Origin of the sequence: Agrococcus sp. SL85 (assembly GCF_026625845.1) — a bacterium.
GTDB lineage: Bacteria > Actinomycetota > Actinomycetes > Actinomycetales > Microbacteriaceae > Agrococcus.
This window is the reverse complement of record NZ_CP113066.1, coordinates 2,128,024-2,152,653: the sequence shown is the minus strand read 5'-3', so window position 1 is coordinate 2,152,653 and position 24,630 is coordinate 2,128,024. Positions and strand designations below refer to the sequence as shown.

Sequence of the window (24,630 nt, the reverse complement as noted above, 5' to 3'; positions counted from 1 at the left end):
GGTCGGCCGCTCGGCGACCGTCGGTGACCGCTCGGCAGCCCTCGGGTGCGCGAGGGACCGCCCGACAGTGCGATCGGGCGGGAGTGACCGCTCGGCGGCCCTCGGGTGCGCGAGCGACCGCTCGACAGTGCGAGCGGGCGGGAGTTACCGCTCGGCGTCGGCAGACCGCGGCTGCCGCGGGCGTCAGACGTCGATGCGCTCGCGATCCGGCTGCGAGGTGACGATGAACTCGCGGCGCGGGGCGACCTCGTTGCCCATGAGCAGCTCGAACACCGCGCTCGCCCGCTCGACGTCGGCGATGCCCACGCGGCGCAGCGTGCGGTGCGAGCGGTCCATCGTCGTCTCGGCGAGCTGATCGGCGTCCATCTCGCCGAGGCCCTTGTAGCGCTGCGGCGGCTCCACCCAGCTCTTGCCGGATCGCTTGAGGCGCGTGAGCGTCTCGTGCAGCTCGCGGTCGCTGTAGGTGTAGATGAACTCGTCCGGCTTGCCGCGGTGCTTCACCTGCACGCGGTGCAGCGGCGGCACGGCCGCGTAGACGCGACCGGCCTCCACGAGCGGCCGCATGTAGCGGTAGAAGAGCGTCAGCAGCAGCGTGCGGATGTGGGCGCCGTCGACGTCGGCGTCGGAGAGCACGATGATCTTGCCGTAGCGGGCGGCGTCGAGGTCGAAGGTGCGGCCGGAGCCGGCGCCGATCGACTGGATGATCGCGGCGCACTCGGCGTTGCCGAGCATGTCGGCCATCGACGCCTTCTGCACGTTGAGGATCTTGCCGCGGATCGGCAGCAGCGCCTGGAACTCGCTGTCGCGCGCGGGCTTGGCGGTGCCGAGCGCGCTGTCGCCCTCGACGATGAAGAGCTCAGTCTGCGCGACGTCGTTCGAGCGGCAGTCGACGAGCTTGGTCGGCAGCGACGACGACTCGAGCGCGGTCTTCCGCCGCGCGGTCTCCTTGAGCGAGCGCGCCGAGATGCGCGCCTTCATCTCGCTCACGACCTTCTCGAGCAGCTGCGCTGCCTGCGCCTTCTCGTCGCGCTTCGTGGACGTGAGGATCGCGCCCAGCTCGCGCGCGACCACCTGCGCGACGATCTGGCGCACCGCGGGGGTGCCGAGCACCTCCTTCGTCTGGCCCTCGAACTGCGGCTCCGGCAGGCGCACGGTGACCACGGCGGTGAGGCCCGCGAGCGCATCGTCCTTCTCGACCCGGTCGCTGCCGGCCTTGAGCTTGCGCGCGTTCGCGGCCACCTGCTCGCGGATGAGCTTCAGCAGCGACTGCTCGAAGCCAGCCAGGTGCGTGCCGCCCTTGGGCGTCGCGATGATGTTGACGAAGGACTGCACCGTCGTGTCGTAGCCGGTGCCCCAGCGCAGGGCCACGTCGACCTCGCAGATGCGCTCCACCTCGCGGCTGACCATGTGGCCCTGCTCGTCGAGCACCGGGATGGTCTCGGTGAAGCCGCCCTCGCCCGTGAGGCGCCAGGTGCCGGCGATCGCGGCGTCGGGCGCGAGGTACTCGGCGAACTCCGAGATGCCGCCGTCGTAGCGGAACTCCTGCACCGTGCGCTCGTCGCCGCGCTCGTCGACGATCTCGATGCCGAGCCCCGGCACGAGGAAGGCGGTCTGGCGCGCGCGGCGCGCGAGCTCGTCGGCGAGGAACGCGGCGTCCTTCGTGAAGATCTGCGGATCGGCCCAGTAGCGCACGCGCGTGCCCGTGGTCGCCTTCGCGACACGCCCGACCTTCCGCAGCCGGGACGCATCCACGAACGGCACGAACGTGGCCTTCGGGTCGGGGCCGTCGGCGTCGAGGAACTCGCCAGGCTCGCCGCGGTGGAAGCTCATCGCCCAGGTGGCGCCGTCGCGGTCGACCTCGACGTCGAGGCGCTCCGAGAGGGCGTTCACGACCGAGGCGCCGACGCCGTGCAGGCCGCCGGAGGAGCCGTAGGCGCCCCCGCCGAACTTGCCGCCCGCGTGCAGCTTCGTGAAGATCACCTCGACGCCTGTGAGCCCCGTGCGGGGCTCGACGTCGATGGGCAGGCCGCGGGCGCGGTCGCGCACCTCCACCGAGCTGTCGGCGTGCAGGATCACCGAGATCTCGCGGCCGTGCCCGGCGAGCGCCTCGTCGACCGAGTTGTCGATGATCTCCCACAGGCAGTGCATGAGGCCGCGCGAGTCGGTCGAGCCGATGTACATGCCGGGGCGCTTGCGCACGGCCTCGAGGCCCTCGAGGACCGTCAGGTGCCTCGCCGAGTAGTCGGATGCCGCGGATGCCACCGGTCCCCCTTCGCTGCGCGCGCCGCGCGCTCCCTGCCGGCGCCCGTCGTGCGCCCGGCCCCCGCTCGGGACCGCTCGGTGCGGCGCGCCGCAGGCCAGCCTAGGCCCGGCCGGACCCGCAGCAGGGCAGGGCGCGCGGCGCGGCAGCCGCGTTCTGCCGCTGGCGAACCTGGGTCGACCTTGGGCCCTCCCGGGGCGCCCGCATGGGAGACTGGTGGTCAGGACGAATCAGAGGAGGGCCCTGTGAACGACATCCAGACCCCGACGCTCGAGGTGGACGAGGCTCGAGCCCCGCTCACCGGTCTCGACCGCTGCGACAGCTGCGGTGCCCAGGCGTACGTCCGCGCGACCATGGCGAGCGGCACGCTGCTCTTCTGCGCGCACCACGCCGCCAAGCACCGCGACGCCCTCGAGCCGGTCGCGACCGTGTGGCACGACGAGACGGCGAAGCTCCACGAGCGCTGAGCCCGTCTCCCCCTGACGCTCACGAGGCCCGCCCCCATCCGGGGCGGGCCTCGTCGCGTGCGGGGCGTGCGGCGTCAGCCGCCGAAGGGACCGCGCATCCGCTGCAGGAAGCGCTGCGTGCGCTCGTGCTGCGGGGCCTCGAAGACCTGCTCGGGGGTGCCGCGCTCGACGACGATGCCGCCGTCGAAGAACGACACCTGATCGGCGACCTCGCGCGCGAACCCCAGCTCGTGCGTCACGACCGCCATCGTCCAGCCGTCGGCCGCGAGCTCGCTCATGACGGCGAGCACCTCCCCCACGAGCTCGGGATCGAGCGACGAGGTCGGCTCGTCGAACAGCAGCATCGCGGGCTGCAGCGCGAGCGCGCGCACGATGCCCACGCGCTGCTGCTGGCCGCCCGAGAGCGACGACGGGTAGGCGTCGGCCTTCTCGCGCAGCCCCACGCGGTCGAGCAGCGCGAGCGCCGCCTCGGTCGCCTCCTCCTTCGCGCGGCCCTGCACGCGGATCGGGCCGATCGTGGCGTTGCCGAGCACCGTCAGGTGCGGGAAGAGGTGGTGCTGCTGGAAGACCATCGCGGAGGCGCGGTGCAGCGCCGCGCGATCGCGGCGGCCGGGCGGCCGCGCGAAGTCGAGGGACAGGTCGCCGATGCGGAGCGAGCCGGCGTCCGGCGTCTCGAGCCCGTTGAGCGAGCGCAGCACCGTCGTCTTGCCGGAGCCGGACGGTCCGATGAGCGCGTGCACGGTGCCCGCGTCGATCTCGAGGTCGACGCCGCGCAGGACGTGGTTGTCGCCGAACGACTTGTGCAGGCCGCGCGCGGAGAGCAGCGGGCCCTCGGCGGCGGTGCCGGGCTGGTCAGACGGCATAGCGGTCGAGCCTCCCCTCGAGGCGGTCCTGGCCGAACGCCAGGACGAGGCAGATCACCCAGTAGACGGCGCCGGCGATCGCGTAGAGCAGCAGGAACTCGCCGCTCGGGGCGGCGATGCGCTGCGCGACGCGGAAGAGCTCGGTCACGAGGATCAGCGAGCAGAGCGACGAGTCCTTCACGAGCGAGATGAGCGTGTTCGACAGCGGCGGCACCGACACCCGCGCCGCCTGCGGCAGCACGATGCGCACGAGCGCCTGGCCGCGCGGCATGCCGATCATCGCCGCGGCCTCCCACTGGCCTCGCGGGATCGACAGGATCGAGGCGCGGATGATCTCGGCCGCGTAGCCGCCGACGTTCATCGAGAGCACGATGATCGCGCTCGGCCACGGATCGAGCGTGATGCCGATCTGAGGCATGCCGTAGAAGATCACGAAGAGCTGCACGAGCAGCGGCGTGCCGCGGATGATCGAGATGTAGGCGCGCGCGATGCCCGAGAGCACGGCGACGCCGGAGATGCGCGCGAGCGCGAGCAGCACGGCGATCGCGAGGCCGAGCGCGAACGAGGCCGCGGTCAGCGGGATCGTGCCCTGGATGGCGCCCAGCACGATCGGGCCGATCGACGACGCGACGAGGTCCCAGTCCACCTGTCGACCCTAGGCCAGTCCGACCGCTGCGCGCCCGAGCGCGCACGCCGACGCGGCCCGGGCTGCTGCCCGGGCCGCGCGTGCGGTGGCGTCCGTCACGGCTGCGAGACGTCCTCGCCGAAGTACTGCGCCGAGATCTCGGCGAGCGTGCCATCGGCCGCGAGCGCAGCGAGCGCCTCGTCGACGGCCGCGACGAGGTCGTCGCTGCCGCCGCGGAAGGCGAGCGCGTTCTCGCTCGTGTCGTCGGTCTCGGCGGCGACCCGGAGACCCGTCTGGCCGCCCTGCGACTGCTCGTAGTCGAGGAAGGTCAGGCGGTCGTTGACGGTCGCGTCGACGCGGCCGGCGGCGAGCAGCTCGGCGGCCTGCGCGAAGCCCTCGACCTCCTCGACCTGGGCGCCCGCGTCGGTCGCGACGGTCGCCCAGTTGCTCGTGAGCGACTGCGCGCTCGTGCGGCCCTGGAGGTCGTCGAACGACTGGATGTCGCTGTCCTCGGCCACGACGAGCACGCCCGGCGAGTACGTGTACGGCGTCGAGAACGCGTAGCGCTCCAGGCGCTCGGGCGTGATCGAGACCTGGTTGGCGATGACGTCGATGCGGCCCGAGTCGAGGGCCGCGAAGAGCGCGTCCCACTGGGTCTCCTGGAACTCCACCTCGACCCCGAGCTCCTCGGCGACCGCCGTGATGACGTCGACGTCGTAGCCGGTCAGCTCGCCCGCGCCGTCCTCGTGGAACGAGAAGGGCGAGTACGTGCCCTCGGTGCCGACGACGAGCGTGCCCGCCTCCTGCACCTCGGCGAGCGTCAGGCCCGCGGCGCTCTCGGTCGGCGCGGGGTCGGCGGCCGACGAGCAGCCGGCGAGGGCGATCGACGCGGCCGCGACGGCGGCGACGGGGGCGATGCGGGACAGACGCGTGCGGGCGCGAGGCATGAGCACTCCTTCTTGGGGGTATAGACACATCCTAGAACGTCACGAGGCCGCCCGGAGATTCCCGGGCGGCCTCGTGGCGATCCGTGACGTGGATCAGGCGTCGATCACTCGAGGTAGTCGCGCAGCTGCTGCGAGCGCGAGGGGTGCCGCAGCTTGGCCATCGTCTTCGACTCGATCTGGCGGATGCGCTCGCGCGTCACGCCGAAGGTGTCGCCGATCTGGTCGAGCGTCTTGGGCATGCCGTCGCCGAGGCCGAAGCGCATGCGGATGACGCCCGCCTCGCGCTCCGAGAGCGAGTCGAGCAGCGACTCGAGCTGGCGCTGCAGCATCGTGAAGCCCACCGCGTCGGCCGGCACGACCGCCTCGGTGTCCTCGATGAGGTCGCCGAACTCGCTGTCGCCGTCCTCGCCGAGCGGCGTGTGCAGCGAGATCGGCTCGCGGCCGTACTTCTGCACCTCGATGACCTTCTCGGGGGTCATGTCGAGCTCGCGGGCCAGCTCCTCCGGGCTCGGCTCGCGGCCGAGGTCCTGCAGCATCTGGCGCTGCACGCGCGCGAGCTTGTTGATGACCTCGACCATGTGCACGGGGATGCGGATCGTGCGGGCCTGGTCGGCCATGGCGCGGGTGATGGCCTGGCGGATCCACCACGTCGCGTAGGTCGAGAACTTGAAGCCCTTGGTGTAGTCGAACTTCTCGACCGCGCGGATGAGGCCGAGGTTGCCCTCCTGGATGAGGTCCAGGAACTGCATGCCGCGACCCGTGTAGCGCTTCGCGAGCGAGACGACGAGGCGGAGGTTCGCGCCCAGCAGGTGCGACTTCGCGCGCTGGCCGTCGCGGGCGATGCGCGTGAGGTCGCGCTTCAGCTGCCAGTCGAGGTCGTCGCCCTCGAGCGAGAGGCGCTCCTCGGCGAACAGGCCCGCCTCGATGCGCATGGCGAGGTCGACCTCCTGCTCGGCGTTGAGGAGCGCGACCTTGCCGATCTGCTTCAGGTAGTCCTTGACCGGGTCGGCCGTGGCGCCCGTGATCTGCGTCGGCGCGGGCTCGTCGTCGTCGCCGGAGAGGCGGAGGGCTCCCGTGGGGAGCTTCTCGACGTGGACCTTCTCCTCCTCGTCCTGCTCCTCCTCGACCTCGACCGACTCGTCGGCCTGGGCCTCGTCGACGGGGTCCGGCGCCTTCTTCCGGCCGCCGCGCGCGGGCTTCGCGGCGGGGGCGGCGGTCACGCCGTCCTCGTCCTCGTCCTTCGCCGCGGCCTTGGCGCGCGTCGCCTTCGCCTTCGTGGCGGTCGTCTTCGCGGCCGCCTTGGGCGCCGCGGCCTTCGCAGCGGTGGTCTTCGCGGCCGTCGTCTTCGCGGTGGTCGTCTTCGCGGCAGCGGTCTTCGTCGCCGTCGTCTTCGCAGCGGTCGTCTTGGCTCCGGTCGTCTTGGCTCCGGTCGTCTTCGCCGCGGTCGTCTTCGTCGACGACGCGGCCGACTTCGGGGCAGCCTTCGTCGCGGTCTCCGCGGCGTCGGACGTCGCCGAGGCGCGGCGCGCGGCCGTGGTGGTCTCCTTGGCTGGCATGGGTCCTCCGGTCGGGTCGGGCGCCTGCGTGCTGGTGCTCACGGGCTCCTCGGGATCGCGGGGCGATCTCAGGGCAGTCGAATGACCCATGTCAAGTCCTGCGCCGGGGCGCGGTCTCGACTGGGTCGGTCTTGACAGTGTAGCGCCTCGTGTGGCATACGCATTCCCGGCCCGCGTCCAGGGACCGGACCGGCGCGTCGCGCGCGGCGCGCCGGTCGCGAACGGCCTGCGCCGCGACCTCGCCGCAGCGATCGGCTCGGACCTCGCCGCAGGCCTCAGCCCCGGCGCCGTCGCAGCCACGCGGCGATCGCGCGCCACACGGGGCCCACCTCGATGCCCTCCTCCTCGCGCAGCTGCACGCGGGTGCGGCGCCGCGCGCGCACGATCATCGCGGCGCCGAGGGCCAGGACGAGCAGCTGCACGCTCAGCGCGATGCGGAAGCCCGTCCAGTCGTAGAGCCCCGCGTCCTCCCCCGCGTCGAGCCGCACGTGCTGCACGAGGTCGAGCAGGAGGCCGACGACCGGCAGCATCGCGAAGCTCGCGAAGAAGCCGCCGACGTTGACGACGCCGTTCGCGGCCCCGAGCGTGCGGAGGGGGTTGAAGGTGCGCGCGAAGTCGAAGCCGACCGTCGAGCCCGGCCCGGCGATGCCGAGCACGACCACGAGCGCGACCAGGAGCCACAGCGGCGGCTCGGCGGGCCACGCGAGCACGACCGACCAGGTGACGACCAGCAGCCCGACGATGCCGAGCACGAGGTTCGAGCGCCGCAGCGGGAAGCGCGCGGTCGCGATCCCCACGATCGGCCCCACGACGATGCCCGTGAGCACCGTGATCGAGAGCAGGCCGGCCGCAGCGGCGCGGTCGTAGCCGAGCCCGTCGACGAGCATCGGGTAGCCCCAGAAGAGCATGAACATGTTGGGCGTCGCGAGCAGCGAGAAGTGCGTCCAGAGCCCCAGCTGCGTGCCGGGGCGGCGCAGGGTCGAGCGCAGCCGCGGCCACCACCCCTCGGGCAGCTCGATCGAGCCCGTCGCGAGCGGCGGCTCGCCCTTGGGGGCGTCGAACACCACGACCAGCACGAGCACGAGCGCCACGACGCCGACGACCGCGAGCGAGCCGAACGAGAGCGTCCACCCGACCTGGTGCAGCAGCCAGGCGAAGGGCACCACCGAGAGCAGCTGCCCGAGCTGCCCGGCGGTCGCGACCCACTGCGACATCTGCGCGACGATCGGGCCGCGGAACCATCCCGCCTGCAGCCGGATGACGGAGATGAAGGTCGCGGCGTCGCCGAGGCCCACGAGCACGCGGCCGACGACGGCGACCGGCAGATCCTCCGCGAGCGCGACGACGAGCTGGCCCGCGGCCATGGTGCCGGCGCCTGCGGCGATGAGGATGCGCGGGCCGTAGCGGTCGAGCAGCACGCCCACGGGGATCTGCATGACGGCGTAGACGGCGAGCTGCACGGCGCCGAGCGTCGAGAGCAGGCCCGCCTGCACGTCGAAGCGCTCCGCGGCGTCCGGCACCGCGACGCCGAGCGAGGAGCGGTGGAGGATCGCGGCGATGTAGGCGAGCGCCGCGACGCTCCACACCACCCAGGACCGCGCGCTGTTCATCGGCGCGCGCTCACAGCAGCCGGTCGCCGTCCCCGCCGCGCCGCTCGCGCAGGTAGCGCTCGAGCTCCTCCGCGATCTCGTCGGCGCTCGGCACCGAGCCGTCCTCGTCGGTGAGCGGCGAGCGCACCGACGACTGCGCCATGAACGCGTCGTAGCGGGCCTCGAGCGTCGTGACGACGCGCTGCAGCTCCTCGTTCGTCTCCATCTGCTGCGCGACGAGCTGCTGGAACTCGCGATCCGCCTGCCGCAGCTCCTCGGTGCGGAACGCGAGCCCCGTCGCGCTCGTGACGCCCTCGAGCGCCGTGAGCGCGGGCCCGGCCGAGCCCGACTCCCCCACGTAGTGCGGCACGAGCACCGTGAAGGTCGCGACCGGCGACTGCGGGTGCAGGCGGTGCTCGATGCGGTGGATGACCGAGGCCGGGGCCGACGAGACGGGCCGCCAGGCGGAGTACTGCTCGATGAGGTCGGCGCGGTTGCCCGACACCGTGGTCGTGAGCGGCCGCGTGTGCGGCACCGGCATGCCGATGGAGGTGATGATCGTGGTCGAGGCGACCTCGAGCTCGTCGAGCAGCTCGAGCAGGCGGTCGGTGAAGCGCTCCCACAGCCAGTCGGGCTCCGGGCCCGTCAGCAGCAGGAAGGGCGCGCCCGCGTCGTCCTCGACGAGCAGCAGCGAGAGCGAGTGCGGCAGGTACTCCTCGACGCGATCCTCGTTGAAGAGCATGCGGGGCCTGCGCGAGCGGTGATCGATGAGCAGGTCGGTGTCGAAGGCGACGACCGGGCGGTGCGGGAGGGTGTCGAGCACCGCGGCCGCCGCGGCCTCGGCCGCCTGGCCCGCGTCGACGAAGCCGTGGATCGCCACGACGAGGTCGAGCCCCCGGGGCACGCTCGAGAGGTCCTCCAGATCCATGCTCAGGTCGCTCGGCTCGATCACGCTCCCAGCCTAGTGAGCGGCAGGCTGGTGAGCGGCAGCCTGGTGAGCGGCGCCCGCGGGCATCCGCCCCGCCTCGCGGGCGCGGCCGCGCGCGGTGCAGGCGGCCCCGACCCGCGCCGGTATCCTCGTGACCCATGCCGATCCCTGCGCTCTCCATCATCCCCAGCACCGACGACGCGACCGCATCGCTCACGGTGCACGGCGTGCTCGCCGGCGAGACCCCGGAGGCGCCGGGCTTCGACCCGCAGCTGCTCGCCGATCTGGGCGTCACCGGCAAGCGGGAGCAGCTCGCGCGCGCCGTGGTCGACGGCCGCCGGGTCGCGTTCGTCGGGCTCGGCGACCGCGTCGACGCCGTGCGGCTGCGCGAGGTGGCGGGCGCCGCGGTGCGCGCCCTGCGCGACGTGCCGTCGCTCGCGATCGCGCTGCCGGTCGCCTCGAGCGAGGACGTGCTCGCGGTGCTCGAGGGCGCGGCCCTCGGCGCCTACCGCTACGAGGGGCAGAAGCAGCAGGAGCCGCTCGCGCTCTGCGAGATCGCGGTCGTCGCGGGCGACGCGGAGGTCACGGGCTCGCTCGTCGCGGACGCGACGGTCGCGGCCCAGGCCGTGTGGACCACGCGCGACCTCGCCAACACCCCTCCGAACCTCCTGAGCCCCGTCGCCTTCGCCGACCGCGTCGTCGCCGAGGCCGCGAGCACCGGCCTCTCGGTCACCGTGCGCGACGAGGACCGCCTTCGCCGCGAGGGCTTCGGCGGCCTCATCGGCGTAGGCCAGGGCTCCAGCCGGCCGCCGCGCCTCGTGACCGTCGAGCACGCGCCCGAGGGCGCGACGAAGCACGTCGTCCTGGTGGGCAAGGGCATCACCTTCGACTCCGGCGGCCTCTCGCTGAAGCCCGCGGCCTCGATGCAGCACATGAAGTACGACATGGCCGGCGCCGCCGTCGTCTACGCCGTCGCCGTCGCCGCGGCCGCGCTGCAGCTGCCCATCCGCGTCACCGCGCACCTCTGCCTCGCCGAGAACATGGTCTCCTCGACCTCCACGCGGCCCGACGACGTCATCACGATGCGCGGCGGCACCACGGTCGAGGTCACGAACACCGACGCCGAGGGCCGCCTCGTGATGGCCGACGCGCTCGTGCTGGCCTCCGAGGCGCAGCCCGACGCGATCATCGACGTCGCCACGCTCACCGGCGCGCAGGTCGTCGCGCTCGGCGACCGCGTCTCGGGCGTCATGGGCAACGACGAGGCGCTCGTCGAGCGCGTCGTCGCCGCCTGCACGGAGGCCGGCGAGCACGCCTGGCCCATGCCCATCCCCGAGGAGATGCGGCCCATGCTCGACAGCCAGGTCGCCGACCTCATGAACGCGAAGGTCGGCAACCGCTCGGGCGGCATGCTGCTCGCGGCGGCGTTCCTCGAGCACTTCGTCGGCGAGCGCGACGGCTCCCCCATCCCGTGGGCGCACGTCGACATCGCGGGCCCCTCGATGAACACGGGCGCGCCGCACGGCCACACGCCCTCCGGCGCCACGGGCGCTGCCGTGCGCGGCGTGCTCCGCGCGGTCGCGGGCATGGCGCGCGGCACCGCGCAGTAGCGCCCGACGCCGTCGGCGAACGCGCCGCCGCGTCCCCGGGCGGTCAGCCGCATCGGGATAGGCTGGGCACAGGCGAGGGCTCCGCACCGGCAGCGCTTCGCCGTGCACAGCCGTGCCCACCGGTTCGGCAACGGGACTCAGAAGGAGCGAGTGCGTGTCCGATCAGAGCTTTGACATCGTCGTCCTGGGCGGAGGCAGCGCGGGCTACGCCGTCGCGCTGCGCGCCGTGCAGCTCGGCAAGACCGTCGCGATCGTCGAGAAGGACAAGCTCGGCGGCACCTGCCTCCACCGGGGCTGCGTGCCGACGAAGGCGATGCTGCACTCGGCCGAGGTCGCCGACGTCGTGCGCGAGTCCGGCGAGGCCGGCGTGGACGCCGAGCTCAAGGGCATCGACATCGAGCGCGTCACGGCCTTCCGCGAGGGCATCATCGCGAAGAAGTTCAAGGGCCTCGAGGGCCTCATCAAGGCGAAGGGCATCACCGTCGTCGCCGGCGAGGGCAAGCTCGCCTCCCCCACGACCGTCACGGTCGGCGACCAGACGCTCACCGGCAAGAGCATCGTGCTCGCCTCGGGCTCCTACGCGAAGTCGCTCCCGGGCCTGGAGATCACCGGCAACGTCATCACGAGCGAGCAGGCGCTGAAGCTCGACTGGATCCCGGAGCGCGTCGCCATCCTCGGTGGCGGCGTCATCGGCGTCGAGTTCGCGAGCGTCTGGCGCTCGTTCGGCACCGAGGTGACGATCATCGAGGGCCTCCCCCACCTCGTCCCGAACGAGGAGGAGTCGGTCTCGAAGCAGTTCGAGCGCGCCTACAAGAAGCGCGGCATCCAGTTCAAGCTCGGCGCCCGCTTCTCGGGCGTCACGCAGGACGAGTCGGGCGTGCACGTCTCGCTCGAGACCGGCGAGACGATCGACGCCGACCTGCTGCTCGTGGCCGTCGGCCGCGGCCCCGTGACGGCCGGGCTCGGCTACGAGGAGGTCGGCGTGCAGCTCGACCGCGGCTTCGTCACGGTCGACGAGACCCTCCAGACCTCGGTGCCCGGCGTCTACGCCGTCGGCGACATCGTCCCGGGCCTGCAGCTCGCGCACCGCGGCTACCAGCAGGGCATCTTCGTGGCCGAGCAGATCGCGGGCCTCGAGCCGCGCATGGTCGAGGACATCAACATCCCCAAGGTCACCTACTCCGACCCCGAGGTCGCATCGGTCGGCTACACGGAGGCGAAGGCCAAGGAGCAGTTCGGCGCCGACGCGATCGAGTCGTACGAGTACTCCCTCGGCGGCAACGCCAAGAGCGAGATCGTCGGCACGACCGGCTCGGTCAAGGCGGTGCGCGTCAAGGACGGCCCCGTCGTCGGCATCCACATGATCGGCCGCCGCGTGGGCGAGCTCGTCGGCGAGGCGCAGCTCATCGTCAACTGGGAGGCCTACCCGGAGGACGTCGCGCACCTCATCCACGCGCACCCGACGCAGAACGAGTCGCTCGGCGAGACGCACCTCAAGCTCGCCGGCACCCCGCTCCACGCCATCTGATCGAAGCCACAGGAGACACGCAATGACCGACATCCAGCTCCCCGCCCTGGGCGAGAGCGTCACCGAGGGCACGATCACCCGCTGGCTGAAGCAGGTCGGCGACGAGGTCGCCGTCGACGAGGCCATCGTCGAGGTCTCGACCGACAAGGTCGACACCGAGGTGCCCTCGCCCGTCGCGGGCACGATCACCGAGATCCTCGCGGGCGAGGACGACACCGTCGAGGTCGGCGCCGTCATCGCGCGCGTCGGCGACGCGGGCGACGCGCCCGAGGGCGACGCCCCTGCCGAGGAGCAGGAGCCCGCTGCGGAGGCGCCCGCTGAGGAGGCACCCGCTGACGAGGCACCGGCCGAGGAGGCTCCGGCCGAGCCCGCCGCCGAGGAGGCGCCCGCGCCCCAGGCCGAGGCCAAGCCGGCCGCGGGCGGCGGCGCCGAGATCGCGCTCCCCGCGCTCGGCGAGTCGGTCACGGAGGGCACGATCACGCGCTGGCTGAAGCAGGTCGGCGACGAGGTCGCCGTCGACGAGGCCATCGTCGAGGTGTCGACCGACAAGGTCGACACCGAGGTGCCCTCGCCCGTCGCAGGCACGATCACCGAGATCCTCGCGGCCGAGGACGAGACCGTCGAGGTGGGCGCGATCATCGCGCGCGTCGGCGAGGCCGGCGCAGCGCCGGCCGAGCAGGCGCCCGCCGCCGACGAGCCCGCGGCCTCCGAGGGCAGCGCCCAGGAGCAGGACGCCGCGCCGGCCGAGCAGGACGCGCCCGCCCAGCCCTCCACCGAGCAGCCGGAGCCCGCGAAGGCCCCGGAGCCCGAGCAGGCTTCCGCCCCGGCGGCGCCTGCGAAGCCCGCCGCCGCACCCGCGAAGCCCGCGCCTGCGGCGCCCGCGAAGCCGGCCGAGCCTGCGGCGAAGTCCGCTGCCGCCCCGGCGAAGCCCGCTGCCGCGGCGCCCCAGTCGGGCGGCTCGGTCTACGTGACGCCGATCGTGCGCAAGCTGGCCAACGAGCAGGGCGTCGACCTCGCGTCGGTGACCGGCACGGGCGTCGGCGGCCGCATCCGCAAGGAGGACGTCCTCGCCGCGGCGAAGGCCGCTCCCGCGTCGTCGGCGGCTGCACCCGCGCCGGTCGAGGCCGAGGTCTCGGAGCTCCGCGGCACCTCGGCACCGCTCACGCGACTGCGCAAGGTCGTCGCGAAGCGCGCCGTCGAGTCGATGCAGCAGCTCGCGCAGCTCACGACGGTCGTGGAGGTCGACGTGACGAAGGTCGCGCAGCTCCGCGAGGCCAAGAAGGCGGCGTTCCAGCAGGAGACGGGCAACAAGCTCACCTTCCTGCCGTTCTTCACGCAGGCGGCGGTCGAGGCGCTCAAGTCGCACCCGATCATCAACTCGACGGACGACGGCGAGCAGATCACCTACCCCGAGGTCGAGAACCTCTCGATGGCGGTCGACACCGAGCGCGGACTGCTCACGCCGGTGATCCGCGACGCGGGCTCGAAGAGCATCCGCGAGCTGACGGCCGAGATCGCCGATCTCGCCCAGCGCACGCGCGACAACAAGCTGAGCCCCGACGAGCTCGCCGGCGGCACCTTCACGCTGACGAACACGGGCTCGCGCGGCGCGCTGTTCGACACCCCGGTGGTGTTCCAGCCGCAGCGCGCCATCCTCGGCGTGGGCTCGGTCGTGAAGCGCGCCGTGGTGGTCTCGGTCGACGGCCAGGACTCGATCGCGATCCGCTCGATGGTCTACCTCGCCCTGTCGTACGACCACCGCATCATCGACGGCGCGGACGCGGCCCGCTACCTGGGCCAGGTCAAGGCGCGCCTCGAGTCGGGCGCCTTCGAGGTCTAGTCCGACCAGGCGTCCCGCAGGACCCAGCCGGCCTCGGTGCTCATCACGAGCACCGAGGCCGGTGCCGTCTCCGAGACGATGCGCAGCAGCCACGCCTCGCCGAGCCGCTGCACCGGCTCGGCGCGCCCGTCGGCAGGCATGCGCCAGGGCTCCTCAGCCGCCAGCAGCGGGCTGGCCGGATCGTGCAGCGCGACGAGGCAGGCCGCGTCGCCCGCGTCGAGGCACGCCTCGCGCTCCGCGAGCAGCGCCTCCGTCGCCGCAGCCGGGTCTGCCGGCGCGGCGGCCCCCGCGGCGTCGGTCGGCGTCGGCGCGGCGCTCTGCGTCGACGCGGCACTCTGGGGCGGCGCGGGCGACGGAGCCTCGGAGGACGGCGACAGCGGGGCCGGTGGCGGGGGTGCGGGCGGAGCGCTGCTCGGTGCCGGTGCGGCGGAGGCCGCGACCGGTGGCGAGGGCGCAGGCGGGCCGCCGTCGGCCGCCGCCGCGAGCCCGCCCGCGAGGGCGAGCGCGACCGCTGCGGAGCCGGCGGCGATCCAGAACCGCGGCCGCACCGCTCGGGCGGCCCGCGCCGGCGCCCGCAGCAGGCTCGCGCACCGATCGGGCGGCGCCGCGCGCCAGCGCGCGGTCGAGCAGCGCCGCGACGCGCTCCCACAGCGCCCCGATGCCGGCCGAGCGCTCCGCCGCCGAGCGATCGCGGCGCCGCATCGGCGCGCGCGGGTCGAGCTCCACCGCGCGCCTCGGGGGCTCGAGCGCGAGCGGCAGCGCCGGCCACGCCTCCAGCAGCGCCTCGCCCGCCGCGGCGAGGTCGCGCTCGGCCAGCGCCGTCTCGACGGCAGGCGGCAGGGCGGCGCCCGCGGCGTCGAGCACCGCCTCGGCGACGTCGCGCCACGCGGCGACGTCGCGCGCCACGGCCTCGCTCGCATCCCGCCAGGCTCGGGTCGGCGCGCTCGTCTCGATCGCGGCGCCCGCCGCGAGCAGCAGCGGCGCCCCGTCGGCATCGAGCCGCACGTCCTGCAGCGCGATGCCGCGAGCGGCCGCACCCACCGCGTGCAGGGCGCCGAGCGCCGCCGCGACGGGCGCGAGAGCCGTCACCGCCTCCCCGTCTCCGGGGCACCGCGCGCCACGAGCCAGCTCGCGAGGTCGCGGGGCAGCAGCGGCAGCACGAGCACCGCGCCGCCGTCCGCGGCCTGGTCGAGCACGGGCACGAGATGGGGGTGGGCCGCGGCCGCCACCGCCTCCGCCTCGCGCGCGATCGCCGCGGCGCCCGCCCCGAGCCCGCGGTGCAGGCTCGACGCCCGCGCCGTCCTCCGCCGCGGCGACCCACACCTCCCGCTCGTCGTCGCGCCGCAGCAGCCGCACGAGGGGATGGCCGGCGATGGTGGTGCGCGCGTCGTCCATGCGGGCGAGGATGCCCCGAGGTCCGCGCCGCCCGGGCCGATCGGGCGACGAGGTGTGGAGAGCGGCGGCCCCCGCCCCCGGTATCGTGGACGCCATGGCACGCGAGACCGAGAAGGAGCCGGGCAGGCTCAAGACGATGTGGTCCATCTTCCAGATGACCCGCAGGAACGACAAGGTCGCGCTGCCGCTGATGCTGCTCGCGTTCCTCGCCCCCGTCGTCCTCTCGATCGTGCTGCCGATCGTGCTCGGCAGCGACGTGCTGTTCCTGGTGCTGTGGATCATCTCGGGCCTGCTCGTGGGCCTGATGCTCATGATGATGGTGCTCACGAACCGCGCCGAGAAGATCGCCTTCGGCCAGATCGAGGGCCGCCCCGGCGCGGTCGGCGCCGTGCTGAAGAACGGCCTCCGCGGCTCGTGGACGTCGAGCGAGATGCCCGTCGCGGTCAACCCCAAGACGCAGGACGCGATCTACCGCGCGGTCGGCCGCCCCGGCATCGTGCTCATCGCCGAGGGCCCGCGGGAGCGCGTCGCGCGCATCCTCGCCGACGAGCAGCGCAAGGTGAAGCGGATCGTGCCGAACGTGCCCGTGCACGTGCTCGCGATCGGCCCCGACTCCGAGCTCGAGCTGCGGCGCCTCACGCGCTCGATGCGGCGCCTGAAGCGCACGCTCACGAGGGCCGAGGTGATGGCCGTGGCCAACCGCCTCACCTCGCTCGGCCAGGTGAGCCTGCCCATCCCGAAGGGCATCGATCCCCGCCGAGTGCGGCCCGGCCGCCCCCGCTGACGTAACACCGCCGAAACATCGGCGTCACCGGAGGGCAACCGCTCCTGCGTAGCGTCGATGCCACGGCATCCGCCTACCCCCAACCAGTCAGGAGCATCATGTTCAAGGATTCCTCCGAGGTCCTCGCCTACATCAAGGACGAGGAGGTGAAGTTCCTCGACATCCGCTTCACGGACCTGCCGGGCGTGCAGCAGCACTTCAACATCCCCGCGTCGACCGTCGACGAGGAGTTCTTCACCGTCGGCCAGCTGTTCGACGGCTCGTCGATCCGCGGCTTCGCGAACATCCACGAGTCGGACATGCAGCTCATCCCCGACGTGACGACGGCGTACGTCGACCCCTTCCGCGAGCACAAGACGCTCGTCATGATCTTCGACATCTACAACCCGCGCACGGGCGAGATCTACCACCGCGACCCCCGCCAGGTGGCGCACAAGGCCGAGCAGTACCTCGCCTCCACCGGCATCGCCGACACCGCGTTCTTCGCGCCCGAGGCCGAGTTCTACGTCTTCGACGACGTGCGCTACTCGACGACGCAGAACCAGTCGTTCCACGTCGTCGACTCCGAGGAGGGCGCCTGGAACTCGGGTCGCGTCGAGGAGGGCGGCAACCTCGGCAACAAGACGCCCTACAAGGGCGGCTACTTCCCCGTCTCCCCCGTCGACAAGCAGGCCGATCTCCGCGACGACATCGTGCTCAAGCTCGAGGCCATCGGCCTCGCGGTCGAGCGCAGCCACCACGAGGTCGGCACGGGCGGCCAGGCCGAGATCAACTACCGCTTCAACACGATGGTGAAGGCCGCGGACGAGATCCTCGCCTTCAAGTACATCGTCAAGAACACGGCAGAGGAGTGGGGCAAGACGGCCACCTTCATGCCGAAGCCCCTCTTCGGCGACAACGGCTCGGGCATGCACACGCACCAGTCGCTGTGGCTCGACGGCAAGCCCCTCTTCTTCGACGAGCACGGCTACGGCAACCTCTCCGACACTGCCCGCTGGTACATCGGCGGCCTGCTCGCGCACGCTCCCGCGGTGCTCGCCTTCACGAACCCGTCGATCAACTCGTACCACCGCCTCGTGAAGGGCTTCGAGGCGCCGGTCAACCTGGTCTACTCGGCCGGCAACCGCTCGGCGGCCATCCGCATCCCGATCACGGGCTCGAACCCGAAGGCGAAGCGCATCGAGTTCCGCGCGCCCGACGCCTCGTCGAACCCCTACCTCGCGTTCGCTGCGCAGATGATGGCCGGCCTCGACGGCATCAAGAACCGCATCGAGCCGCACGAGCCGGTCGACAAGGACCTCTACGAGCTGCCGCCCGAGGAGGCCAAGGGCATCCCGCAGGTGCCCGGCACGCTCGAGGAGGCGCTCGTCGCGCTCGAGCAGGACCACGAGTTCCTCCTCGAGGGCAACGTGTTCACGAAGGACCTCATCGAGACGTGGATCGCGTACAAGCGCGAGAACGAGATCCTGCCGATGGCGCAGCGTCCGCACCCGTTCGAGTTCGAGCTCTACTACGGGGTCTGATGCGCTGAGCGCCTGACGGCGACCAGACGGGGGCCGGGTTCCTTGGGGGGACCCGGCCCCTCTCCGTGCGCGGGGGCCTGGCGGAGGCTGCCCTACGCCCGCGCCGCCTCGCCGCAGATCGTGCATGCCTCGAGCTCCTGGCGGCCCCAGCGGATGACCGGGATGAAGAAGAGCGTGAACCGGCGGGACGTGCGGATGCGCGCCCACGCGGTCGTGTTGCCGCAGCGCGGGCACGTGCGGGTCTGGCCCGGGCCGAGGTCCTCGCGCTTGTCGGAGACGCCGAAGATGAGGAGCATGCAGCCAGGCTAGGGGCAGCCCGCAGGGCGGGGCTGTGGCCTCGTGACGCGAGCGGCTGCGCCGCGCGCTCCTCGACCAGCGGGCGGACGCGAGCGGCTGCGCCGCGCGCTCCTCGACCAGCGGGCGGACGCGAGCGGCTGCGCCGCGCGCTCCTCGACCAGCGGGCGGACGCGAGCGGCTGCGCTGCGCGCTGGAGCGTGGAGCGGAGGCGCCTGCGCGCCTCCGCCGCGACGCCAGCGCGGACGACCGTCCCGGGCGTCCGGAGGGGCTCCAGCGGGTCAGGCCTCGTAGAAGAGCCGGTCGAAGACGCGGCGCGCCCTGCGGGTCGTCGCGAGGTACTGCTCCTCGAGCGCGTTCGCGGAACCGGCGGGCATGCCGATGAGCCGCGCGACGGCCTCCAGCTCGATGCGGTCGACGGGCAGCAGGTCGATCGTGCGCGCCCGCGCGAGCGCGAGCCCGTTGCGGATGCGGGTCGCGAGCGTCCACGCCTCCCGCAGCACCTCGGCGTCCCGGTCGCCCACGAGGTCCGCGCGCGCGGCTGAGGCCAGGGCCTCGAGCGTCGACGTGGTGCGGAGGCTCGGCTCCGCGCCCGCGTGCCGCAGCTGCACGAGCTGCACGAGCCACTCGACGTCGCTCAGCGAGCCGTCGCCGAGCTTGAGGTGGCGGCGGCGGTCGGCGCTCCGCGGCAGCCGCTCCGCCTCGACGCGCGCCTTGATGCGCCGCACCTCCCGCACCGACGAGGCCGGGAAGTCCTTCGGGTACCGCCGCTCGTCGATGATCGCGAGCAGCTCGGCGGCGAGCGGCGCGGAGCCCGCGAACGAGCCGGCGCGCAGCAGCGCCTGCGCCTCCCACGGCTCCGACCAGCGGTCGTAGTAGGCGCGGTAGCTCTCGAGCGTGCGCACGATCGGGCCCTGCCTGCCCTCGGGGCGGAGGCCCGCATCCATCTCGAACGGCAGGAACGGGTCGGCGAGGGTCTCGCCCACCTTCCGGATGATCCCGGTCGCGGCCGCGACGACGTCGCCCTCGCCCCGCACGACGTGCATGACGTCGATGTCGCTGCCGAAGCCGATCTCGCGCCCGCCCGTGCGGCCCATCGTGATGGTCGCGAGCTCGACGCCGTCCTGCGCGTGGAGCGTCAGCGCCGCATCGACCATCGCCGCGGCGATCGCGGTGAGCGCGGCGCCGACCTGCGTCTCGTCGATGCGCTGCAGGGCGCTGCCCATCGCCACCCGCAGGTGCTCGCGCCGGCGCAGGGTGCGCAGCGCCTCGCGCACGGCAGCGGGCTCCTCGTGGCGCGCGAGCACCGCGGCCGCCTCCTCGCGGAGCGCCGCCTCGGAGCGCGGTCGCAGCTGGTCGTCGTCGTCGAGCCACGACGCGGCCTCCGACACCTTCTCCATGAGCGCCGCGATGAGGCGCGACGACGCCAGGAGCCTCGTGAGTCGCTGCGCCGCGACGGGCGAGTCGCGCAGCATGCGCAGGAACCACGGGCTCTCGCCGAGCGACTCCGAGAGCCTGCGGAAGGCGAGGAGGCCCATGTCGGGGTCGGCGCCCTCGGCGAACCAGCCGAGCAGCACCGGCAGCAGCAGCCGCTGGATCTGCGCGCGGCGCGAGACGCCGCCCGTGAGCTCGGCGATGTGCGCGAGCGCGCCGCGCGCATCGGCGTAGCCGGAGGCCTCGAGGCGGCGCATCGCGCTCTCGGGCGTGAGGCGCACGGCGTCGTGGTCGAGCGAGGCGACCGCGCCGAGGAGCGGGCGGTAGAACAGCCGCTCGTGGAGCGTCCGCACCGAGCGCCGCACCGCTTGCCACCGCGCGTCGAGCGCCGCGGCGTCGGCGAGCCCCGCGGTGCGGGCGAGCCGCCGGCGGTCGTCGTCGCCCTCGGGCATGAGGTGGGTGCGACGCATCCGCCAGAACTGGATGCGGTGCTCGATGGTGCGCAGGACCCGGTAGTGCGCGCTGAACTCGTCGCGCTCGGCGCGCCCGATGATGCCGCGCGCCGCGAGCGCGTCGAGCGCGTCGAGCGTGCCGCGCTGGCGCAGCCCCTCGTCGTCGGCGCCGTGCACGAGCTGCAGCAGCTGCACCGTGAACTCGATGTCGCGGAGGCCCCCGGGGCCGAGCTTCAGCTGGCGGTCGACCTCGTCGGCCGGGATGTGCTCGGTGACGCGCTCGCGCATCCGCTGCACCGACTCGACGAAGCCCTCGCGGCTCGACGACTCCCACACCTTGGCGCGCACCGCCTCGTCGTAGGCGGCGCCGAGCGCGGCGTCGCCCGCGAGGGGGCGTGCCTTCAGGAGCGCCTGGAACTCCCACGACTTGGCCCACCGCTCGTAGTAGGCGAGGTGCGAGGCGAGGGTGCGGGTGAGCGCGCCGTCCTTGCCCTCGGGGCGCAGGTTCGCATCCACCTCCCACAGCGGCGGCGCCTTCTGGAACTCGGCGCACGCGGCCGCGGTCTCGCGGGCGAGCAGCGTCGCGATCGTGGTCGCACGGCTGTCGTCGAGGCCCTCGTCGGCCTCGTGGACCCAGATGACGTCGACGTCGCTCACGTAGTTGAGCTCGCGCGCGCCGGTCTTGCCCATGCCGATGACCGCGAGGCGCACGCGGTCGGCGTCCTCGCCGAATCGCGCTCGCGCGGTCGCCCGCGCGACGGCGAGCCCGGCCTCGAGCGCCGCGGCCGCGAGGTCGGCGAGCGCGGCGGCGACGCGGTCGACGTGCGCCTCGGGCGATGCGAGCGCGAGGTCCCACGCGACGAGCTCGGTGACGTGCCGGCGGTACCGACCGCGCAGCGCGGCGACGGCGGCCTCCCGCGGGAGGGTCGAGGCGCCGCCCTGCTCCTGCACGGCCTCCAGCAGGCTCGCGCGGTAGGCGTCGGCCCCGACGGGCGCGCTCGGCGCCATCGCCACGTCGAGGTCCTCGCCGTGCCGCTCCAGGTGCTCGGCGGTGCCGAGCGATCCGCCCAGCACCCGCAGCAGCGAGGCGGCCGCGCCCTCGTCGCGGCGCGCAGGCGCGAGGTCGGCCTCCGCGCGCACGAGCCGCACGAGCATCTGCAGGGCCGTGTCGGGGTCGGCGGCCTCGCGCGCGTGCTCGAGCAGCGGCTGCAGCACCTCCGGCACCTCGGCGAGCAGCGCCTCGGCGCGGCTGGGCTCCCGGAAGCCCAGCCGCGCGAGCCGGGCCCGGGGCGAGGGGATGCGCATCGCGCTAGAGCAGCAGCAGGTTCGACTCGAGCTCGACCTGCGTCACCTGGGCGCGGTAGCGCTTCCAGTCCTCGCGCTTGTTGCGCAGGAAGTAGGAGAAGACCTGCTCGCCGAGCGTCTCGGCCACGAGCTCCGACTCCTCCATCGCGCCGAGCGCGCGGTCGAGGCTCGCGGGCAGCGGCTGGAACCCGAGCGCCTTGCGCTCGCGGTCCGAGAGCTGCCACACGTCGTCGGTGGCCTCCTCGGGCAGCTCGTAGCCCTCCTGGATGCCCTTGAGGCCCGCGGCGAGCAGCACCGAGAAGGCGAGGTAGGGGTTCGCGGCGGAGTCGAGGCCGCGGTACTCCACGCGCGCCGACTGCGCCTTGTTGGGCTTCGAGAGCGGCACGCGCACGAGCGCGGAGCGGTTGTTGTGGCCCCAGGAGATGTGGCTCGGCGCCTCGTCGCCCGACCACATCCGCTTGTAGGAGTTGACGAACTGGTTCGTGACGGCCGTGAACTCGGGCGCGTGGCGCAGCAGGCCCGCCACGAACTGCCGCCCGATCTTCGACAGCCGGTACTGCCCGGAGGCGTCGTAGAAGGCGTTCCGCTCGCCCTCGAAGAGCGACATGTGGGTGTGCATGCCGCTGCCGGGCGCGTCGGCGAAGGGCTTCGGCATGAAGGTCGCGTAGACGCCCTGCGAGATCGCGACCTCCTTGACGACCGTGCGGAAGGTCATGAGGTTGTCGGCGGTCGAGAGCGCGTCGGCGTAGCGCAGGTCGATCTCGTTCTGGCCGGGGCCGGCCTCGTGGTGGCTGAACTCCACCGAGATGCCGAGGTCCTCGAGCATCCGCACGCTCGCACGGCGGAAGTCGTGGGCGGAGCCGCCGGGCACGTTGTCGAAGTAGCCGGCGCGGTCGACGGGCTCGGGGTTCTGCACGTCGGCCGACTTCAGCAGGTAGAACTCGCACTCGGGGTGCGTGTAGAAGCTGAAGCCGAGGTCGGCGGCCTTCGCGAGCGTGCGCTTCAGCACGTGCCGCGGGTCGGCCGCCGCCGGTTCGCCGTCGGGCGTCGAGATGTCGCAGAACATGCGCGCGGTCGGGTCGATCTCGCCGCGCCACGGGAGGATCTGGAACGTCGAGGGGTCGGCCTTCGCGATGACGTCGGCCTCGGAGGAGCGCGAGAGCCCCTCGATCGACGAGCCGTCGATGCCGAGGCCCTCGGTGAACGCGCCCTCGACCTCCGCCGGGGCGATCGCCACCGACTTCAGGGTGCCGAGCACGTCGGTGAACCAGAGCCGCACGAACTTGATGCCGCGCTCCTCGATCGTCCGGAGCACGAAGTCCCGCTGCTTGTCCATCCCGGCCCCTCTCTGCCTGCTCCCAGGCTAGTGCCCCCGCGTCGGCGCGCCTGAGAGGCGGGGCGCGGGGCGGGGCGGCCTGAGCGGGCCGGCCGCGGAGGCGCGCGGGGCTAGGCTCGGAGCATGGCAGCGAGCGAGAGCGGCGAGGTCGCCGCGCCCTACGGCGGCGGCACGAGCGGCGGACCGAGGCGCGTGCGCACGCGTCACTTCCTGCAGGCGAAGCGCGACGGGCACCCCATCGTGGGCCTCACGAGCTACGACTTCCTCTCGGCGCAGATCTTCGACCGCGCCGGCATCGACTTCCTGCTCGTCGGCGACTCCGCAGGCAACACGGTCTTCGGCTACGACACGACGCTGCCCGTCACCGTCGACGAGCTCATCCCGCTCACGCGCGCCGTCGCGAGGGCCGCGCAGCGCGCGCTCGTCGTGGCCGACCTCCCCTTCGGCTCCTACGAGACGAACCCGCGCGAGGCCGTGCACACGGCCATCCGCTTCATGAAGGAGACTGGCGCGCACGCGGTGAAGCTCGAGGGCGGCGAGCGCTCGGCCGAGCAGATCCGGCACATCGTCGAGGCCGGCATCCCCGTCATGGCGCACATCGGCTTCACGCCGCAGTCGGAGCACGGGCTCGGCGGGCACGTCATCCAGGGCCGCGGCGAGGCCGGGGCCGAGCAGCTGCTGCGCGACGCGCGCGCCGTGCAGGCCGCGGGCGCCTTCGCGGTCGTGCTCGAGATGGTGCCCTCCGACGCCGCGAAGGCGGTGACCGAGGCGCTCGAGATACCCACGATCTCCGTCGGCGCGGGCCCGCACTGCGACGGCCAGCTGCTCGTCTGGACCGACTGGGCGGGGCTCGCCACCGGCCGCATCCCGCGCTTCGTCAAGCAGTACGCGCAGATCGGCAAGGACCTCGAGGCGGCGGCCGTCGCCTTCCGCGAGGACGTCGCCTCCGGCGCCTACCCCGCGCCCGAGCACGAGTACGAGTAGCGCCGTGCGCGTCGCCCTGCTGCTGCGCGGCGTGAACGTCGGCGGGGTGACGGTGCGCTCGGCCGACCTGCGCGCGCTGCTGTCGGAGGCCGGGCTCGGCGACGTCACGACGGTGCTCGCGAGCGGCAACGCGGTCGTGACCGCGCCCTCCGTCGCGGCGGCGGCATCGACCGCGGAGGCGGCGCTCGAGGCGCGCTACGGGCGACGCATCCGACTGCACGGCATCGGGGTCGATGCGCTCCGGACGGTCGTCGACGCGTACCCGCACGCCGAGGACGACGCGCACACGCCGTACGTCGTGTTCGCCCTCGAGGCGGGCGTCGCGCCCGCGCTCGCGGCGCTCGAGCCGGGCGAGGGCGAGGCACTCGCGGGCGGCCGCGAGCTCGTCTACTGGTCGAACCCGAGGGGCACGACGCTCACGAGCCCGTTCGCGAAGGCGCTGGAGCGCACCGCGAAGGATCGCGTCACCACCCGCAACCTGCGCACGCTGCGCAAGGTGCTCGCCGCCGCCTAGGTCGCGCGCGCTCGACCTGCTCCGCGCAGGACCGGGCTGAGCGCAGCACGAGCCGCATAGTGCGACTCGCCGAGCGCTGAGACCGATCGATCGCTCGCCCGGGCTACTGCTTCGCGCCGCCCCAGTCGTCGTCCGCGGCGTCCTCGGCGGCCCACTGCTTCGAGCGCTGCTCGATGATCTCGGGTGCACGGGCGGCCTCCTCGCGCGTGGCGAAGGGCCCCGCGCGGTCGTAGCCCGGCGAGACCATGCCCTCCTCGACGACGCCCGTCTCGAGGTTGTACCAGTACTCGGCAGCGTTCATAGCGCCCGATTGTAGGGGTCGGGGATCCGCGGATTCTCAGGCAATTTGTGTTGGTGAGGAGTTTGCATCATTCGCCCTCGGCTGAGGTTCTTGCG

The 24,630-nt window shown here is 73.3% G+C and carries 22 protein-coding genes; 8 read left to right on the top strand and 14 right to left on the bottom strand.

Annotation, left to right across the window (positions count from 1 at the left end; translation table 11 throughout):
• Positions 1–183: 183 nt before the first annotated feature.
• Complete coding sequence (locus OVA14_RS10705) at positions 184–2,262, bottom strand: DNA gyrase/topoisomerase IV subunit B (protein WP_267503857.1); 2,079 nt, start codon at positions 2,260–2,262, stop codon at positions 184–186.
• Positions 2,263–2,514: 252 nt separating this feature from the next.
• On the opposite strand from OVA14_RS10705, the gene OVA14_RS10700 reads away from it, so the two are divergent.
• Entirely contained in the window at positions 2,515–2,727 is a 213-nt protein-coding gene (locus OVA14_RS10700; RefSeq protein WP_267505570.1) for a DUF7455 domain-containing protein, read from the top strand.
• A 74-nt stretch (positions 2,728–2,801) separates the two neighbouring features.
• On the opposite strand, the gene OVA14_RS10695 is transcribed toward OVA14_RS10700, so the two are convergent.
• From OVA14_RS10695 to OVA14_RS10670, 6 genes are all read right to left on the bottom strand, one after another.
• A complete protein-coding gene (locus OVA14_RS10695; RefSeq protein ID WP_324288005.1) occupies positions 2,802–3,590 on the bottom strand; it encodes an amino acid ABC transporter ATP-binding protein in 789 nt (262 codons plus the stop codon).
• On the bottom strand, positions 3,580–4,236 hold the full coding sequence (locus tag OVA14_RS10690) for an amino acid ABC transporter permease (protein ID WP_267503856.1): 657 nt from the start codon (positions 4,234–4,236) through the stop codon (positions 3,580–3,582). Before OVA14_RS10690 ends, OVA14_RS10695 begins: the two co-directional genes overlap by 11 nt.
• A 95-nt stretch (positions 4,237–4,331) precedes the next feature.
• Complete coding sequence (locus tag OVA14_RS10685; RefSeq protein ID WP_267503855.1) at positions 4,332–5,162, bottom strand: transporter substrate-binding domain-containing protein; 831 nt, start codon at positions 5,160–5,162, stop codon at positions 4,332–4,334.
• Between the two features lie 104 nt (positions 5,163–5,266).
• Positions 5,267–6,718, bottom strand: coding sequence for an RNA polymerase sigma factor (locus OVA14_RS10680; protein WP_267505568.1), 1,452 nt, complete (start codon positions 6,716–6,718; stop codon positions 5,267–5,269).
• A 275-nt stretch (positions 6,719–6,993) separates the two neighbouring features.
• The gene (locus OVA14_RS10675) at positions 6,994–8,328 is read right to left on the bottom strand and encodes an MFS transporter (protein WP_267503854.1); all 1,335 of its coding nucleotides are present in this window, start codon (positions 8,326–8,328) and stop codon (positions 6,994–6,996) included.
• Between the two features lie 10 nt (positions 8,329–8,338).
• The gene (locus OVA14_RS10670) at positions 8,339–9,259 is read right to left on the bottom strand and encodes a PAC2 family protein (RefSeq protein ID WP_267503853.1); all 921 of its coding nucleotides are present in this window, start codon (positions 9,257–9,259) and stop codon (positions 8,339–8,341) included.
• Positions 9,260–9,393: 134 nt separating this feature from the next.
• Between OVA14_RS10670 and OVA14_RS10665 the strand changes: the two genes are divergently transcribed.
• The 3 genes from OVA14_RS10665 (at position 9,394) to sucB (ending at position 14,213) form a co-directional block, all read left to right on the top strand.
• Positions 9,394–10,845 (top strand): leucyl aminopeptidase, encoded by a 1,452-nt coding sequence (locus tag OVA14_RS10665; protein WP_267503852.1) that lies wholly within the window; start codon positions 9,394–9,396, stop codon positions 10,843–10,845.
• Positions 10,846–10,999: 154 nt separating this feature from the next.
• A complete protein-coding gene (gene lpdA / locus OVA14_RS10660) occupies positions 11,000–12,373 on the top strand; it encodes a dihydrolipoyl dehydrogenase (protein ID WP_267503851.1) in 1,374 nt (457 codons plus the stop codon).
• Between the two features lie 22 nt (positions 12,374–12,395).
• A complete protein-coding gene (gene sucB / locus OVA14_RS10655) occupies positions 12,396–14,213 on the top strand; it encodes a 2-oxoglutarate dehydrogenase, E2 component, dihydrolipoamide succinyltransferase (RefSeq protein WP_267503850.1) in 1,818 nt (605 codons plus the stop codon).
• Here sucB and OVA14_RS10650 read toward each other — a convergent pair.
• Genes OVA14_RS10650 through OVA14_RS10640 form a run of 3 tightly spaced genes read right to left on the bottom strand, consistent with a single transcriptional unit; the run spans position 14,210 to position 15,442 of the window.
• Positions 14,210–14,353: a hypothetical protein gene (locus OVA14_RS10650; RefSeq protein ID WP_267503849.1), complete on the bottom strand. Its 144-nt coding sequence runs from the start codon at positions 14,351–14,353 to the stop codon at positions 14,210–14,212. The two genes, sucB and OVA14_RS10650, sit on opposite strands and share 4 nt — an antisense overlap.
• Before the next feature lie 13 nt (positions 14,354–14,366).
• Complete coding sequence (locus OVA14_RS10645) at positions 14,367–15,302, bottom strand: hypothetical protein (RefSeq protein WP_267503848.1); 936 nt, start codon at positions 15,300–15,302, stop codon at positions 14,367–14,369.
• A complete protein-coding gene (locus tag OVA14_RS10640; protein WP_267503847.1) occupies positions 15,299–15,442 on the bottom strand; it encodes a hypothetical protein in 144 nt (47 codons plus the stop codon). Before OVA14_RS10640 ends, OVA14_RS10645 begins: the two co-directional genes overlap by 4 nt.
• A 260-nt stretch (positions 15,443–15,702) precedes the next feature.
• Here OVA14_RS10640 and OVA14_RS10635 point away from each other — a divergent pair, with 260 nt between their 5' ends.
• Together OVA14_RS10635 and glnA are read left to right on the top strand one after the other, a co-directional pair.
• On the top strand, positions 15,703–16,392 hold the full coding sequence (locus OVA14_RS10635; protein ID WP_267503846.1) for a DUF4191 domain-containing protein: 690 nt from the start codon (positions 15,703–15,705) through the stop codon (positions 16,390–16,392).
• A gap of 98 nt (positions 16,393–16,490) precedes the next feature.
• Positions 16,491–17,915, top strand: a complete 1,425-nt coding sequence (gene glnA, locus OVA14_RS10630) for a type I glutamate--ammonia ligase (protein ID WP_267503845.1) — start codon at positions 16,491–16,493, stop codon at positions 17,913–17,915.
• Positions 17,916–18,007: 92 nt separating this feature from the next.
• On the opposite strand, the gene OVA14_RS10625 is transcribed toward glnA, so the two are convergent.
• The 3 genes from OVA14_RS10625 to OVA14_RS10615 form a co-directional block, all read right to left on the bottom strand.
• Entirely contained in the window at positions 18,008–18,211 is a 204-nt protein-coding gene (locus tag OVA14_RS10625; protein ID WP_267503844.1) for a zinc-ribbon domain-containing protein, read from the bottom strand.
• A gap of 279 nt (positions 18,212–18,490) precedes the next feature.
• Entirely contained in the window at positions 18,491–21,400 is a 2,910-nt protein-coding gene (locus OVA14_RS10620; protein WP_267503843.1) for a bifunctional [glutamine synthetase] adenylyltransferase/[glutamine synthetase]-adenylyl-L-tyrosine phosphorylase, read from the bottom strand.
• A gap of 4 nt (positions 21,401–21,404) precedes the next feature.
• Complete coding sequence (locus tag OVA14_RS10615; protein WP_267503842.1) at positions 21,405–22,736, bottom strand: glutamine synthetase family protein; 1,332 nt, start codon at positions 22,734–22,736, stop codon at positions 21,405–21,407.
• 123 nt (positions 22,737–22,859) lie between these two features.
• On the opposite strand from OVA14_RS10615, the gene panB reads away from it, so the two are divergent.
• Both panB and OVA14_RS10605 read left to right on the top strand, forming a co-directional pair.
• Complete coding sequence (gene panB, locus OVA14_RS10610) at positions 22,860–23,720, top strand: 3-methyl-2-oxobutanoate hydroxymethyltransferase (RefSeq protein ID WP_267503841.1); 861 nt, start codon at positions 22,860–22,862, stop codon at positions 23,718–23,720.
• A gap of 4 nt (positions 23,721–23,724) precedes the next feature.
• Positions 23,725–24,234: a DUF1697 domain-containing protein gene (locus OVA14_RS10605; protein ID WP_267503840.1), complete on the top strand. Its 510-nt coding sequence runs from the start codon at positions 23,725–23,727 to the stop codon at positions 24,232–24,234.
• Positions 24,235–24,337: 103 nt separating this feature from the next.
• On the opposite strand, the gene OVA14_RS10600 is transcribed toward OVA14_RS10605, so the two are convergent.
• Positions 24,338–24,535, bottom strand: coding sequence for an SPOR domain-containing protein (locus tag OVA14_RS10600; protein WP_267503839.1), 198 nt, complete (start codon positions 24,533–24,535; stop codon positions 24,338–24,340).
• Between the last annotated feature and the right edge of the window lie 95 nt (positions 24,536–24,630).